We start from the raw sequence: 14,873 nt of genomic DNA on the forward strand, positions 1-14,873 counted from the left end.
AGGTGATGCGGACCGATAACGGTGTTGAGCCGGATTACGTCGTCATTACGACAGATATCGTCTCGGCATTCATCAGCAGAAACGCAGTCTCCCCGGACGAGCTGGCCGCCCTGATCGGCACGGTCCACGCAACTCTGAATCAACTCGCGCGCCCCCCGGAGGCCGAGGCCGCGCCGGCCCGCGCGCCGGCCGTGCCGGTCAGCCGCTCGATCCGGCCCGATTACCTGATCTGCCTCGAGGACGGGAAGACGTTCAAATCCCTGAAGCGGCACCTGCGCGCGCGCTACAACCTCACGCCGGAGCAGTATCGGGAGCGCTGGAACCTCTCGCCCGACTATCCCATGGTGGCGCCGAACTACGCCGCCGCCCGCTCGGACCTCGCCCGCGCGATGGGGCTCGGCCAGCAGCGCCGCAAGGGACGGGACGCGGGCGGCGAGGCGTAGAGCCGGCGCGATCCACAGGGATCGCGGGCCTCCGCGCCGCCGGGCCGCGCCCGTTAGAGATCGGGCAAGGCCCGGCTGCGATGACCGGCCGGTCACGCGGTCACGCGGTCACGCCCGGTCTCCTCGCGAGGGTTTCATGTCCGGCCAGCCCAGCCTCGTCGCCCGCCTGTTCTGGACGAGCGTGGCGGGCCTCGGCCTCGGCCTCGTCTACGGCCCGCCCGCCCTCGGCGCGACCGTGGCGGGGCTCTGCCTCGTCCTGCTGCGCCATCTCGGACGGCCGGGTCGCTTCCGGGCCCGCGTGCGCCGGATCGCGCGCCGGCACGCCGGAACGCTAGCGCTGCGCCGGCGCCAGGAATGCTTCGTGGACGCCTACGGCAACGAGATCCGCGACGGCTGGCTGCGCGAGTGCGACTACTTCCTCGACCGCACGGTCCTGCCGCAACTGGAGGCGCGCTTTCCGGACTACGTGGTGACGCGCCGACCCGAGGCGTTGGCGATCGTCGAGGCGGTGGCGGAGGCCGCCGACCTCCCCGAGGCCGACGAGGCCCCGGAGGACGGGATCGGCTACGAGCAATTCTGCCTGGGAAGGCTGAAGGCGGCGGGCTGGCGCGCCCACCCGACTCCCGCGAGCGGCGACCAGGGCGCCGACATCGTGGCGACGCGCGGGCGCACCCGCCTCGTCGTGCAGTGCAAGCGCTACGGCAAGCCGGTCGGCAACGCCGCGGTGCAGGAGGCGGCTGCCGCCCGCCGCTACTGGGAGGCGCAGGCGGCGGCCGTGGTCTCGAACGCGGGCTTCACCCCCGCCGCCCGCAAGCTCGCCGCCGCCACGGGCGTCGTGCTCCTGCACCACGACGCGCTGGGGACGCTGGCGGACGAGGATCTGCTGGTGGAGGCGTGAGGCGCGACGCTCTCCCTCCCCCCGCAGAAGCAGGGCTGTCGCATAGGGCAGCTTGCGCTTCGTTCCGAGACGATGCGTTAGACCGAACCCATCAACCGGAAACGGTATCAATCCGTCTCACCGTCGAGCCCGAGCCAGTGGCGCCCGTCGCGGGCGAGCAGCGCGTCCGCCTCCTCCGGGCCGTCGCTGCCGACGGGATAGAACGCGACGTCGGCCTGCGGCCAGCCCTTCAGCAGCGGATCGACCGCCGCCCAGCCCGCCTCGATGTTGTCGGCGCGCTGGAACAGGGTCGCGTCGCCGGTCATGCAGTCGTAGAGCAGCGTCTCGTAGCCGACATTCGGCTGGTTCGCGAAGAAGTCGGCGTAGCGGAAACTGGTCCGCACCCGGCCGATGCGCATCTTCGGGCCCGGCACCTTCACGTTGAGCTCGGTCGTCGCGCCGTGCTGCGGGTCGATGGTGATGCGCATCACGTTCGGCGTCAGCGGATCGACGCCGTGGCCCTCGAACAGCCGGAAGGGCGCGGGCTTGAACAGCACCGCGATCTCGGTGCGCCGGCTCGCCATGCGCTTGCCGGTGCGCAGGTAGAACGGCACCCCGGCCCAGCGCCAGTTGTCGATCGTGAGCTTCAGCGCGACGTAGGTCTCGGTCGTGGAATCGCGCGCCACGTTGTGCTCGTCGCGGTAGCCCGGGAGATCCTGCCCGTCGAGCCGCCCGGCCGTGTACTGGCCGCGCACCGCGTCGTCCGGGGTGACCGGCCGGACGGCCTCCTCCAGCTTCGCCTTCTCGTTGCGCACGGCCTCCGCGCCGAAGGAGTTCGGCGGCTCCATCGCCACCATGCAGAGCAGCTGGAACAGGTGGTTGGGCACCATGTCGCGCAGCGCGCCCGTGGGTTCGTAGAATCCGCCGCGCTCCTCGACGCCCACCGTCTCGGCGGCGGTGATCTGCACGCTGTCCACGTACTCGCGCCGCCAGACCGGCTCCAGCATGCCGTTGGCGAAGCGCATCGCCAGGATCGACTGCACCGTCTCCTTACCCAGGAAGTGGTCGATCCGGTAGAACTGGCTCTCGTCGGCGCATTTCAGGATGCGAGCGTTGAGCGCCTTCGCCGATTCGAGGTCCTGGCCGAAGGGCTTCTCGATCACCACGCGCCGGAAGGCGTCCTCGGTCTGCTTCAGCAGGCCGGCCTTCCCCAAACCCTCCACCACGGTTCCGAAGAAGCGGGCCGCGACCGCGAGATAGAACACCGCGTTGCCCGAGACCCGCTCGCCGAGCGCCGCGAACAGGGCCGGGTCCTCGAAGTCGCCCTTGAGGAAGTGGATGCGCTCGCGCACGAAGCCCCAGCTCTGCGGGTCGATGCGGTCGGTGTGGAACTCCGAATCCGGGTCCTTGGCGAACGCTTCCAGCGCCTCGGAGAGCGCCGCGCGCAGGCCTTCGTCGGTGTTGTCGTTGTGATCGACGCCGAGGATCCTGAAGTCCCGGTCGAGCAGGCCGCCGCCCGCGAGGTTGTAGAGCGAGGGCATCAGGAGGCGCTTGGTCAGGTCCCCCATCGCGCCGAAGATCACCAGCGTGCAGGGCGGCGCCGGCGCGACGCCGCAGGCGGCATCGTCCTTCAGTTCGGCCTCGTTCTCGGGTTCGGGCATGGTCGGGCTCCCGCACGCGCCGCGGCGCAGCAAACTGCACCGTCAACAAGGCCCGGGTGCGGGCGTTCCGCCTACTCCTCCACCCGCACCGCCGGGCTCAGGTCGATCGGCAGGCGCGCACCCTTCAGCTCGGCGTCGCCGGGCAGGCTGCGCGCGTCCCAGCCGCCGCCGAGCGCGCGCACGAGGGTGATCGCCGTGGTGAAGCGGTTGAGCCGGATCTGCAGCGCGGCGACCTCGTTCGTGAGCTGCAGGTTCTGGGCGGTCACGACCGTGGTGAAGTTCTGGGTGCCGGCCCGGTACTCGTTGAGCGTGATCTCGACGGCGCGCCGGGCCGATGTCACGGCCTCGTCCTGCGCGGCCTGCTGGCGGGCGAGGATGCGCACGCCGGCCAACCCGTTCTCGACCTCCGCGAAGGCCGCGAGCACGATTTGGCGGTAGTTGGCGACCGCGCCGTCGTAGCCGGCGCGTGTTGCCTGGAGCGCGGCCGAGCGGGCGCCGCCGTCGAACAGCACCTCGGTGCCGGCGGCCGAGACCGACCACACCTGGTTCGCCGCCGACAGGAGCCCGTTGCGGGTCAGGCCCGAGATGCCGCCCGAGGCCGAGAGCGTCACGGTCGGGTAGAAGGCCGCGACCGCCACGCCGATCTGCTCGCTCTGCGACTGCACGAGGCGCTCGGCCTGCGCGACGTCGGGACGGCGTTCCAAGAGGTCGGAGGGGATGCCGACCGGCACCGCGGGCGGGCGGTTCGGCAGGAGTGCGACCGGCAGCGTCAGTTCCGAGGGCGGGCGCCCGATCAGCGTGGCGATGGCGTGCTCGAAGGTCGCGCGGGTGAGGGCTACCGCCACCGCGGCGGCCTGGGTGGTCTGGACCTGCGTCTGCGCGGTGATCACGTCGGAACGGGCGGCGACGCCCGCGTTGTACTGGTTCTCGGTGATCTGGAGCGTGCGCTTGAAGTTCTCGACGTTCTCGTTGAGCAGCTTCTGGAGCGAGTCGGCGTAGCGCAGCGAGAAGTAGTTCGTCGCGACCTCCGCCTGGATCGCCAGCCGGGTCAGCGCGAGCTGGGCGGCATCCGCCTGGGCCAGGGCCGTCTGGCTCTCGAGGTTGCGCCGGATGCCGCCGAACAGGTCGAGCTCCCAGCTCGCCTGGCCGAGCAGCGCCACGCTGGTGCGCTCGGTGCCGGCGATGCGCTGTCGCGTGATGCTGGGCGCGCCGACGACGGTCGGGTAGAGCGCGGCGCGGGCCTGCTCTACGATGGCGCGGGCCTGCCGGTAGGCGGCGACCGACTGGCGCAGGCTCTGGTTGTCGACGTCCACGAGCCGGATCAGCCGGTCGAGCGCCGGGTCCTTGAACACCCGCCACCAGTCGCCGCGCTCGGCGTGGTCGTTGGGTGCGGCGGCGCGCCAGTTCTTCTTCGCGGCCACCTGCGCCACGCTGTCCTCGCGGGCGCCGCCCTGCTTGAAGGCGAGCGGGGTCTCGACCGAAGGGCGGGAATAGTCCGGGCCGACGACGCAGCCGGTGAGGGCGGTCAGCGCCAGCGCGAGCGCGATCCCCCTCCCCCCTCTGCGGGGGAGGGTACCCTGCGAAGCAGGGGGGTCGGGACGAAGTCCCGCGGAGAGGGGAGCGACGGTGCTGATAGAGGCGCAGCCTTCATGAAGGGCACGCTCTACCCTGAAGCGGTGTCCCCTCTCTGCGGGACTACGTCCCGACCGACCCCTGCTGACGCAGGGGCCACCCTCCCCCGCAGAGGGGGGAGGGAGGGTGCCGTGCCCGGCATCCGGCCGAGTCCGGGGGATCCCGTCCCCGCGGGGCGGGGAGGGGAACTTCATGACCTCCGACACGCTCACTCCCCCGCCTGCAGCACCGCGGGCCCGCCGCGGCGCCGCCGCCGGGCGTTGACCCGGTGCCGCAGCCGGTCGAGGGCGAGGTAGACGACGGGGGTGGTGTAGAGGGTCAGGATCTGGCTCACGATCAGGCCGCCCACGATGGCGATGCCGAGGGGCTGGCGCAGTTCCGCGCCCTCGCCGCCGCCGACGATCAGCGGCGCCGCCCCGAGGAGCGCGGCCAAGGTTGTCATCATGATCGGGCGGAAGCGCAAGAGGCAGGCTTCCGTGATCGACTCCGCCGGCGCGAGACCGCGCGTGCGCTCGGCATCGAGGGCGAAATCGACCATCATGATCGCGTTCTTCTTCACGATGCCGATGAGCAGGAACACCGCGATAAGCGCCACGATCGAGAACTCGGTGCCGGTCACCAGCAGCGCCAGCACCGCGCCGATGCCGGCCGAGGGCAGCGTCGAGAGGATGGTGAGCGGGTGCACGAAGCTCTCGTACAAGATGCCGAGCACCGCGTAGACGGCCAGGATCGCGGCCAGGATCAGCAGCGGCTGGCGCGAAGCGCTCGACTGGTAGTTCTTCGCCGCGCCCGAGTACGAGCCGTGGATGGTGGCCGGCAGGCGCAGCTCCGCCATCGCCCGCTCGATCGCCGCGGTCGCGTCCGACAGGCTCTTGCCCGGCGCGAGGTTGAACGAGATCGTGGTGGCCACGAACAGGCCTTGGTGGCTCACCTGCACGGGCGCGTTGCCGGTCTCGAAGCGGGCGAAGGCCGAGAGCGGGATCATGGTCTCCTTGGCGGAGGAGACGGGCGCGGCCGAGGAGGCGCCGCCCTTGGACGCCGCGATGGCGTTGGCGGCCGCGTTCCGGGCGGAATCGGCCGCGATGGCCGAGGCGGTGTCGGTGGTGGTCGCCGCGCCCGTCGTGGTCGCGTTGACGTTGGCGGTCCCGCCCGCCGCCACCGTGCCGGCGACCGCGTTGGTGGTGGCCGAGCCCCGCGCCTTGCCGCCCGAGGTCGAGACGAAGATCTGCTTCAGGCTCTCCGGGGTCTCCAGGTAGCGCGGGTCGATCTCCATCACGACGTGGTACTGGTTCAGCGGGTTGTAGATCGTCGAGACCTGCCGCTGGCCGAAGGCGTCGTAGAGGGTGTTGTCGATCTTGTCGGGGGTGATGCCGTACCGGAAGGCGGTGGCCCGGTCGATGACGATGCGGCTCTCCAGGCCCCCCTCCTGCTGGTCGGAGGTGACGTCCGAGAAGGTCGGGTCCTTCTGCAGCATCGCGACGAGCTTGGGCGCCGCTGCGTAGAGCTCCGCCGCCGTGTCGCCCTGCAGGCTGTACTGGTACTGGGCGAAGCTCTGGCGCCCGCCCATCTGCAGGTCCTGGCGCGGGAAGACGTAGAGCCTGGCGCCCGCCACGCGCGCGAGCTTCGGGCGCAGGCGGGCCATCACCGCGGAGATCGGGTCGCGCTCGGAGCGGGGCTTCAGGCCGATGAAGGCGTTGGCGGAGTTCGTGCCGCGCCCGCCCGTGAAGGCGACGACGCTGTCCACCGCCGGGTCCGCCTGCACGATGGCCGCGGCCTCGCGCATCTTCTTCTCCATCGACTGGAACGAGATGCGCTGGTCGGCCTGGATGCCGCCCATCATCTGCCCCGTGTCCTGCTCGGGGAAGAAGCCCTTCGGCACGATGACGTAGAGGTAGACGTTGAGCCCCACGGTCGCGAGCAGCGAGAGCAGCACCAGGCGGGGATGGCGCAGCGCGACGGTGAGCGTGCGGGCATAGGCCCGCAGCATCGCCTCGAACCCGCCCTCCAACGCGCGCAGCACGATGTTCGGGCGCTTGGCGCGGGTCTCCGGCCGGAGGAGCCGCGCGCACATCATCGGCGTGGTGGTGAGCGAGAGCACCAGCGAGATCAGGATCGCGAGCGACAGGGTGAGCGAGAATTCGAGGAAGATGCGCCCGACGAGGCCGCCCATCAGCAGGATCGGCAGGAACACGGCGACGAGCGACAGGCTCATCGAGACCACCGTGAAGCCGACCTCGCGCGCCCCCGCCAGCGCCGCCTCGACGCGCGACTTGCCCATCTCGATGTGGCGCTGGATGTTCTCCAGCACCACGATGGCGTCGTCCACCACGAAGCCCGTGCCGATGATCAGCGCCATCAGCGACAGGATGTTGAGCGAGAAGCCCAGCAGGTACATCGCCGAGAAGGTGCCGACGATCGAGATCGGCACCGCGACCGCCGGGATCAGCGTGGCCCGGGCCGAGCGCAGGAAGGCGTAGACGACGAGGATCACCAGGGCGACGGCGATCAGCAGGGTCTCCTCGGTGGCCGCCAGCGTCGCCCGGATGGTGGCGCTGCGATCGCCCGTCAGCTTGATCTCGATGCCGCCGGGCAGCGCCGCCGCGATCTGCGGCAGGGCGTCCTTCACGCCCTTGATCGTCTCGACGACGTTCGAGCCCGGCTGCTTGTAGACGAACAGGATCACGCCCTGCCGGCCGTTGACGAGGCCGAGGTTGCGCCGATCCTCGACCCCGTCCCGGATCTGGCCGACGTCGGTGAGGCGCACCGCAGCCCCGTTGCGGTAGGCCACGACGATGTCGCGGTAATCCTCGGCCTTGCGGCCCTGGTCGTTGGCGTAGAGCTGGTAGCGGCGGTCGCCGACGTCGATGTCGCCCTTGGGCGAGTTGGCGTTGGCCGACGCCAGCGCCGCCCGGATGCCCTCGAGCCCGATGCCGTAGTTGAACAGCGCGGTCGGATCGAGCTCGACGCGCACCGCCGGGAGCGACGAGCCGCCGATATCGACGTTGCCGACCCCCGGCAGCTGCGAGAGCTTCTGCTGCACGACCGTGGCGGCGGAATCGTAGAGCTGGCCCGGCGTCAGCGTGTCCGAGGTCAGCCCCAGGATGATGATCGGCGACTCGGCGGGGTTGAACTTGCGGTAGGTCGGGTTGGTGCGCAGTGCGGAGGGCAGGTCGGCGCGCGCGGCGTTGATCGCCGCCTGCACGTCGCGGGCGGCGCCGTCGATGTCGCGGTTGAGGCCGAACAGCAGGACGATGCGCACCGTGCCGAGGGAACTCGTGGACGTCATCTCGTTGACGTCGGCGATGGCACCCAGCCGGCGCTCCAGGGGCGCCGCGACCGTGGTGGCCATGGTCTCGGGGGAAGCGCCCGCCATCTGGGCCTGCACGAGGATGACGGGGAAATCGACCTGCGGCAGCGGCGCCACCGGCAGCTTCAGGAAGGCGAAGATGCCGGCCAAGAGCACGCCGATGGTCAGCAGCGTGGTCGCCACCGGGCGCCGGATGAAGGGCTCGGAGATGTTCACGGGCCGACACCCGCGCGCTCTTCCATGAAGGCGCCGGAACCGCAACGCGCCCCCTCTCCCGTGCGGGAGAGGGTTGGGGTGAGGGACGAGAACTCTCCGGAAAGGTCTGGCCATAGCCGCGGAGACGCTGCGGCTTCTCCGGATGGCTCCGGATCCCTCACCCTGTCCCTCTCCCGCACGGGAGGGGGGACCCGCGCGTCGTCCGGGACGCTACGGCTCGGGTGGGGGCCACCCTCCCCCGCAGAGGGGGGAGGGAGTTCTGCGGAAGCGTCGCGCCTCACGGCAGCGCCTCGCCGGCGGCAAGATCCGGCCCGCGGCGGCCCGTGACGCGGCGCTCCAGGCGGTCGAAGGCGAGGTAGATCACCGGCGTCGTGAACAGCGTCAGCACCTGGCTGACGATGAGCCCGCCCGCGATGCAGATGCCGAGCGGCTGGCGCAGCTCGGAACCGACGCCCGTGCCGAAGATCATCGGCAGGGCCGCGAAGAGGGCGGCGAGCGTCGTCATCAGGATCGGGCGGAAGCGCAGCAGGCAGGCCTGGTAGATGGCCTCGCGCGGGTCCATCCCGTCCTCGCGCTCGGCCTGGAGCGCGAAGTCGATCATCATGATCGCGTTCTTCTTCACGATGCCGATGAGGAGCACGATGCCGATGATCGCGATGATGTCGAGGGAGAGCCCGAACAGCATCAGGCCGAGCAGCGCCCCGATGCCCGCGGAGGGCAGCGTGGACAGGATCGTGATCGGGTGGATGAAGCTCTCGTAGAGCACGCCCAGCACGATGTAGACGGTCACGATCGCGGCCATCACCAAGAACAGCTCGTTGCCGAGCGCCGCCTCGAAGGCGAAGACCGAGCCCTGCGGCACCACCCGGAAGGAATCCGGCAGGCCGATCTCGGCTTTCGCCCGGTCGATCGCCTCGATCGCCTGCCCCAGGGCGGCGCCGGGCGCGAGGTTGAACGACACGGTGGTGGCCGGGAACTGGCCGAGATGCGAGATCAGCAGGGGCGCCCGCCGCTCCGAGACCCGCGCCACCGCCGAGAGCGGCACCTGCCCGTTGGTCGCCGTCGAGGAGGGCAGGTAGATCGTGTCGAGGCTCTCCAGCGTCCGGTGCAGCGCCGGGTCGGCCTCGAGGATCACCCGGTACTGGTTCGATTGGGTGAAGATCGTCGAGATGATGCGCTGGCCGAAGGCGTCGTAGAGGGCGTTGTCGATGGTGGCCGGCGTGATGCCGTAGCGGCCCGCGGTCGGCCGGTCGATGGTGATGTAGGCGGCCAGCCCCTGGCCCTGGTAGTCGTTGGCCACGTCCGCCACCGTGGCTGAGCGCGCCAGCGCCTCGGTGAAGCGCGGCACCCAGGTCTCGAAGGCGTCGAGGTTCGGGCTCTCCAGGATCACCTGATACTGCGTGGCCGAGACCGCGGTGTCGATGGTGAGGTCCTGCACCGGCTGCAGGAACAGGCGCACGCCGGAAATCTCGGCGGTCATTCGGTTGATGCGCCGGATGATCTCGGAAGCGCCCGCCGTGCGCGCCTCCCTGGGCTTCAGGTTGATCAGGAAGCGGCCGGAATTGAGCGTGACGTTCGATCCGTCGACCCCGATGAACGAGGTCAGGCTCTGCACGTCCGGGTCCTGCAGGATCGCCTTAGCCAGCGCCTGCTGGCGCTCGGCCATGGCGCCGTAGGAGACGGACTGGTCGGCCTGGCTCACGCCCTGGATCACCCCCGTGTCCTGCACGGGGAAGAAGCCCTTCGGGATGACCACGAACAGGTAGGCCGTCAGCGCAACCGTGCCGAGGGTGACGATGAGTGTCAGGCCCTGGTGGGCCAGCACCACGCGCAAAGCCCGGCCGTAGGCCGCGATCGTGCCCTCCGTGGCCCGCCGGCCGAGGCGGGCGAGCCGGCCCTCGCGCTTGTGCGCCCGCGGCTCCGGCTCGTGCTTGAGCAGCCGCGCGCAGAGCATCGGCACCAGCGTCAGCGAGACCACCGCCGAGATCACGATGGTGGCCGCCAGCGTGATGGCGAATTCGTGGAACAGGCGCCCGACCACGTCGCCCATGAACAGGAGCGGGATCAGCACCGCGATCAGCGACACGGTGAGCGAGATGATGGTGAAGCCGATCTCGCGCGAGCCCTTGAGCGCCGCCTCCAGCGGCGACTCGCCCTCTTCGACGTGGCGGGCGATGTTCTCGATCACCACGATGGCATCGTCCACCACGAAGCCCGTCGCGATGGTGAGCGCCATCAGCGAGAGGTTGTCGAGGGAGAAGCCGTAGAGGTCCATCACCGGCAGCGCCCCGATCAGCGAGAGCGGCACCGACAGGCTCGGGATCAGCGTCGCGGAGAGCGAGCGCAGGAAGAGGAAGATCACCATCACGACGAGCGCGATGGCGAGGCCGAGCTCGAACTGGACGTCGTGCACCGAGGCGCGGATCGTGGTGGTGCGGTCGGTGAGCAGGCTGATCTGCACGGCCGCCGGCATCGAGCCCTGGAGCTGGGGCAGAAGCGCCTTGATCTTGTCGACGGTCGCGATGACGTTGGCGCCGGGTTGGCGCTGGATGTTCAGGATGACGGCGGGGGTCTCGTCGGCCCAGGCGCCGAGCTTGGTGTTCTCGGGCGCGTCGACCACCTCGGCCACGTCCGAGAGCCTGACCGGCGCGCCGTTGCGGTAGGCGATGATGGCGTCCCGGTAGGTGGCCGGGTCGCGGATCTGGTCGTTGGCGTTGATCGCGTAGGACTGCTTCGGCCCGTCGATGTTGCCCTTCGGCGTGTTGACGTTGAGGTTGGTGATGGTGGTGCGCAGGTCGTCGATGTTGAGCCCGTAGGCGGCGAGCGCGCGGGAGTTGAAGCGTACCCGCACGGCCGGGCGCTGCCCGCCCGAGATGCTCACCAGCCCGACGCCCGCGACCTGGCTGATCTTCTGGGCGAGGCGGGTCTCGGCGAGATCGCGCACCTGGATCAGCGGCAGGGTCTTGGAGGTCAGCGCCAGCGTCAGCACCGGCGCGTCGGCCGGGTTCACCTTGGCGTAGATCGGCGGCGCGGGGAGGTCCGAGGGCAAGAGGTTGCCGGCCGCGTTGATCGCCGCCTGCACCTGCTGCTCGGCGATGTCGAGCGCGAGATCCAGGCTGAACTGCAGGGTGATGACGGACGCGCCCGCCGAGGATTGCGAGGTCATCTGGTTGAGGTTGGCGAGCTGCCCGAACTGCCGCTCCAGCGGCGCCGTCACCGCCGAGGTCATCACCTCGGGGCTGGCGCCCGGATAGAAGGTCTGGACCTGGATCGTCGGGTAGTCGACGGACGGTAGGGCCGAGACCGGCAGGTTCAGGTAGGACACCCCGCCGACGATCAGGATCGCCAGCATCAGCAGCGTGGTGGCGACCGGCCGCAGGATGAAGAGCCGGGACGGGTTCATGGCGCGACGCCTTTCCTCCCCCCGACGCTCTCCCTCCCCCCTCTGCGGAGGGCGGGGGCGCAGGCGATGCGCGCGCGTCCCATCGGAATCACTGTGCCTGCCGCCGTCGGGTCCGGCGCTCCCCGCCCTCGCTCGAACCGGCAGGCGTCTGGGCCGGCGCCGCCTCGGACGCGCGGCCGGCCTCGCCCGGCTGCTCGCCTTGCGGTGCCCCCTGCGCCGTCGCGCCGCTCGTCACCCGCACGGGTGCACCCTCGCGCAGGCGATCGGTGCCGTCCGTGACCACCCGGTCGCCGGGCTTCAAGCCGGAGAGCACCACGGTCCGGGTTCCGTCCGTCTCGCCGGTCTTGATCGGCCGGACCGTGACCTTGCTGTCCCCGTCCATCAGGTAGACGTAGGTGCCGGGCGTGCCCTGAAGGAGCGCGGCGTTCGGCACCAGGGGGGCGTCCTTCACCGTCTCGACGGTGAGCTTGGCGTTGACGAACTGGTTCGGGAACAGCGCCTCGTCGTCGTTCTGGAACAGGGCGCGCAGCTTCACGGTGCCGGTCGTCGTGTCGATCTGGTTGTCGACCGTGTCGAGGCGGCCCGTGGCGATCTCGTGGGCGTCGCCCCGGTCGTAGGCCCGCACCGTGAGCTTGGCGCCCGCCCGCACCTGCCGCATCACCCGGGCGACGTCGTCCTCGGGCAGGGTGAACACCACCGAGATCGGGTGGAGCTGCGTCACCACCACGATCGCTGTGGAGCCCGCCGTGACGTAGTTGCCGACATCGACCTGGCGCAGCCCGACGCGCCCGTCCACCGGCGAGACGATGCGGGTGTAGGTGATGTTGAGCCGTTGCTGATCGACCAGCGCCTGGTCGGCCGCTACCGTGCCCTCGTTCTGCTTGACCAGCGCCCCTTGCGTATCGACGTTCTGCTTCGAGATCGAATCCTGCTGCGAGAGACGCCGGAAGCGCTCCAGATCGAGCCGCGAGTTCTGCAACAGCGCCTGGTCGCGGGCGAGCTGGCCCTGGTACTGGGCGAGCAGCGCCTCGTAGGGGCGCGAATCGATCTGCGCGAGGTAGTCGCCCCGCTTGACCATCTGGCCCTCGCGGAACCCGATCTCGGTGAGGTAGCCGCTGATCTGCGAGCGCATGGTGACGGTGGCCAAGGGCGTCACCGTGCCGAGGCCCTGCAGCACCACCGGGACGTCGCCGGTCGTCACCGCGGCGATGCCGACCGCCTGCGGCATGTCGTGGGCGCCGCGCCCGCCGCGTCCGCCGCCCCGGCCCGAAGTCGCCGCCACCTCGCCCTCGGGCTTTTGCTGTCGCGCCTCGTACCAGCGCTGGCCGACCGCGCTGAGGCCGAGCAGGGCCAGGACGAGCAGCATCCAGCGCAGCGGGCGGAAGCGCCGCCGCGTGGGGGAGGCGGGCGGCTCCGGCTGGAAGGCCCGCGCCCGGTCGGTGCGAATCGGTGAACTCTCGTTCATGCCTGATGAGAACTTGCCTGCCTAAGAACCCTGCATCCCGCGGAACGCCCCGGTCGCTCTCACCGCTCCGCGGGTCGCGGCCGGTTCATCCTCTCGCCCAGCCCGGCGCGACGCGAGCGGTGCCCGACCAATACGGTGTCAGTACGGCGCCGACGTTTCGCGCATATTGCCGGATTCACCCGGCGGCCGGTCCGCGCCGTAGTAACGCACCACCTCGCGGAAGGAGGCGTCGGCGGGAATCACCGGCAGGAGAAGGCGCAGGGCGAGGCCCAGCAGGCCGGCCGCGAGGGCGAAGAGCAGGCAGATCCGCATCGGCGTCCGCGAAGGTTGCAGGTCATCGCCCTTCTAGCCCGGATCCGGCGCGGACGCGAAAAGGGCCGCCAACGGATTGGCGGCCCTATCCACGCCCGGAGCGGCGCTTCATCAAGGCTGGACGAGGGGGCAAAGTCCCGCCCCGAGAAGCGCCGTCCCAGCCGTGTGTCAGGACAATTGGCTCACGACTGATGAAAGTCAACAATCGTCAGCAGGGCCCGGCGGGTGGCAGCCGGTGCAACGTGCGGTGGCGCACCTTCGCGCTCCGGTTCACGGCTGCGGCACGCCCGTGATAAGGCCGGGGCCACCCGCCGCCGCCCCGCTCACGAGCCGCCCGCCCCATGAGCCGCCCCGTCAACCCGGTCTTCGCCGACCTGCCGACCACGGTGTTCGAGACCATGTCGGCGTTGGCCCGCCAGCACGGGGCGATCAATCTCGGGCAGGGCTTCCCGGACGACCCGGGGCCGGACGATATCCGCGCGGTCGCGGCGCGGGCGCTCGTCGAGGGCGACAACCAGTACCCGCCGATGATGGGGCTGCCCGCGCTCCGCGAGGCGGTGGCCGCCCATTACGCCCGCCACCAGGGACTCGCGCTCGATCCGGCCTCCGAGGTGATGGTGACCTCGGGCGCGACGGAGGCGCTGGCCGGGGCGCTGCTCGCGCTGGTCCGGCCCGGCGACGAGGTGGTGCTCTTCGCGCCGATGTACGATGCCTACCTGCCCCTGGTGCGGCGCGCGGGCGGCGTGCCGCGAATCGTGAACCTGCAGCCGCCGGGCTTCCGCCTCGACGCGGCCGCGCTCGCGGCCGTGTTCAACGAGCGCACCAGCGTGGTCCTGCTCAACAATCCCCTCAATCCGAGCGCCACGCTGTTCGGACGGGACGACCTCGAGGTGCTTGCCGGATTCTGCCGCCGTTTCGAGGTGACGGCGATCTGCGACGAGGTTTGGGAGCACGTCGTCTTCGACGGCGCGGCCCACGTCCCCCTCATGGGCCTGCCGGGCATGCGCGAGCGCACGGTGAAGATCGGCTCGGCCGGCAAGATCTTCTCGCTCACCGGCTGGAAGGTCGGCTTCGTGATGGCCGACGCCGCCCTGATGCGGGTGCTGGCCAAGGCGCACCAGTTCCTCACCTTCACCACCCCGCCGAACCTGCAGGCGGCGGTGGCGCACGGGCTCGCCAAGGAGGACGACTATTTCCGCACGATGCGGGCGGGCTACGCGCGCTCCCGCGATCGGCTGGCGACGGGGCTCGGCGCCCTCGGCTACCGGGTGCTTCCGGCCGGCGCCACGTGGTTCCTCAACGTCGATATCGGCGCGCAGGGCCGCACCGACGACGTCGCCTTCTGCGAGCATCTCGTGCGGCGGCACGGCGTGGCGGCGATCCCCGTGAGCGCCTTCTACCCGGACGGATCGGTGCGCAGCCTCGTGCGCCTGTGCTTCGCCAAGTCCGACGCCACCCTCGACGCGGCGCTGGAGCGGATGGCGGATGCCATGCGGAGCGCCGCCTGAAGGCCCCGCATCCTTGCGGGCGCGCGGGGCCGGGGCCACATCCCGGATC

General features: G+C 70.7%; 9 protein-coding genes. 3 read left to right on the forward strand and 6 right to left on the reverse strand.

The genetic code is table 11. The features are described 5' to 3' along the window. Nucleotides 1-5: 5 nt before the first annotated feature. Nucleotides 6-443, forward strand: coding sequence for a Ros/MucR family transcriptional regulator (locus MFF56_RS17390; RefSeq protein WP_066928016.1), 438 nt, complete (start codon nt 6-8; stop codon nt 441-443). A 136-nt stretch (nt 444-579) separates the two neighbouring features. Continuing rightward, on the forward strand, nt 580-1,341 hold the full coding sequence (locus tag MFF56_RS17395; protein ID WP_066928017.1) for a restriction endonuclease: 762 nt from the start codon (nt 580-582) through the stop codon (nt 1,339-1,341). A gap of 107 nt (nt 1,342-1,448) precedes the next feature. Here the strand turns inward: MFF56_RS17395 and zwf are convergent, their stop codons facing one another. The 6 genes from zwf to MFF56_RS17425 form a co-directional block, all read right to left on the reverse strand. Continuing rightward, on the reverse strand, nt 1,449-2,981 hold the full coding sequence (gene zwf / locus MFF56_RS17400) for a glucose-6-phosphate dehydrogenase (RefSeq protein ID WP_082773393.1): 1,533 nt from the start codon (nt 2,979-2,981) through the stop codon (nt 1,449-1,451). A gap of 71 nt (nt 2,982-3,052) precedes the next feature. Next, entirely contained in the window at nt 3,053-4,528 is a 1,476-nt protein-coding gene (locus tag MFF56_RS17405; RefSeq protein ID WP_156454070.1) for an efflux transporter outer membrane subunit, read from the reverse strand. A gap of 293 nt (nt 4,529-4,821) precedes the next feature. Continuing rightward, a complete protein-coding gene (locus MFF56_RS17410) occupies nt 4,822-8,136 on the reverse strand; it encodes an efflux RND transporter permease subunit (protein WP_066926669.1) in 3,315 nt (1,104 codons plus the stop codon). A 277-nt stretch (nt 8,137-8,413) separates the two neighbouring features. Then, entirely contained in the window at nt 8,414-11,539 is a 3,126-nt protein-coding gene (locus MFF56_RS17415; RefSeq protein WP_238230480.1) for an MdtB/MuxB family multidrug efflux RND transporter permease subunit, read from the reverse strand. Between the two features lie 88 nt (nt 11,540-11,627). Then, nucleotides 11,628-13,004 carry an MdtA/MuxA family multidrug efflux RND transporter periplasmic adaptor subunit gene (locus tag MFF56_RS17420; RefSeq protein WP_066919183.1) on the reverse strand — a complete coding sequence of 459 codons (1,377 nt, stop codon included), beginning with the start codon at nt 13,002-13,004 and terminating at the stop codon, nt 11,628-11,630. A gap of 138 nt (nt 13,005-13,142) precedes the next feature. Then, nucleotides 13,143-13,316 (reverse strand): hypothetical protein, encoded by a 174-nt coding sequence (locus MFF56_RS17425; RefSeq protein ID WP_197430452.1) that lies wholly within the window; start codon nt 13,314-13,316, stop codon nt 13,143-13,145. A 341-nt stretch (nt 13,317-13,657) separates the two neighbouring features. Here MFF56_RS17425 and MFF56_RS17430 point away from each other — a divergent pair, with 341 nt between their 5' ends. After that, nucleotides 13,658-14,824: an aminotransferase gene (locus tag MFF56_RS17430; RefSeq protein ID WP_082772882.1), complete on the forward strand. Its 1,167-nt coding sequence runs from the start codon at nt 13,658-13,660 to the stop codon at nt 14,822-14,824. Nucleotides 14,825-14,873: the final 49 nt, after the last annotated feature.

Origin of the sequence: Methylobacterium hispanicum (assembly GCF_022179285.1) — a bacterium.
Classification (GTDB): Bacteria; Pseudomonadota; Alphaproteobacteria; order Rhizobiales; family Beijerinckiaceae; genus Methylobacterium; species Methylobacterium hispanicum.

What these genes read in the sequence shown, in the direction of transcription:
- MFF56_RS17390 (WP_066928016.1), top strand. Translation starts at nt 6, where the DNA reads ATGCGGACCGATAACGGTGTTGAGCCGGATTACGTCGTCATTACGACA.
- MFF56_RS17395 (WP_066928017.1), top strand. Translation starts at nt 580, where the DNA reads ATGTCCGGCCAGCCCAGCCTCGTCGCCCGCCTGTTCTGGACGAGCGTG.
- zwf (WP_082773393.1), bottom strand. Translation starts at nt 2,981, where the DNA reads ATGCCCGAACCCGAGAACGAGGCCGAACTGAAGGACGATGCCGCCTGC.
- MFF56_RS17415 (WP_238230480.1), bottom strand. Translation starts at nt 11,539, where the DNA reads ATGAACCCGTCCCGGCTCTTCATCCTGCGGCCGGTCGCCACCACGCTG.
- MFF56_RS17420 (WP_066919183.1), bottom strand. Translation starts at nt 13,004, where the DNA reads ATGAACGAGAGTTCACCGATTCGCACCGACCGGGCGCGGGCCTTCCAG.
- MFF56_RS17425 (WP_197430452.1), bottom strand. Translation starts at nt 13,316, where the DNA reads ATGCGGATCTGCCTGCTCTTCGCCCTCGCGGCCGGCCTGCTGGGCCTC.
- MFF56_RS17430 (WP_082772882.1), top strand. Translation starts at nt 13,658, where the DNA reads ATGAGCCGCCCCGTCAACCCGGTCTTCGCCGACCTGCCGACCACGGTG.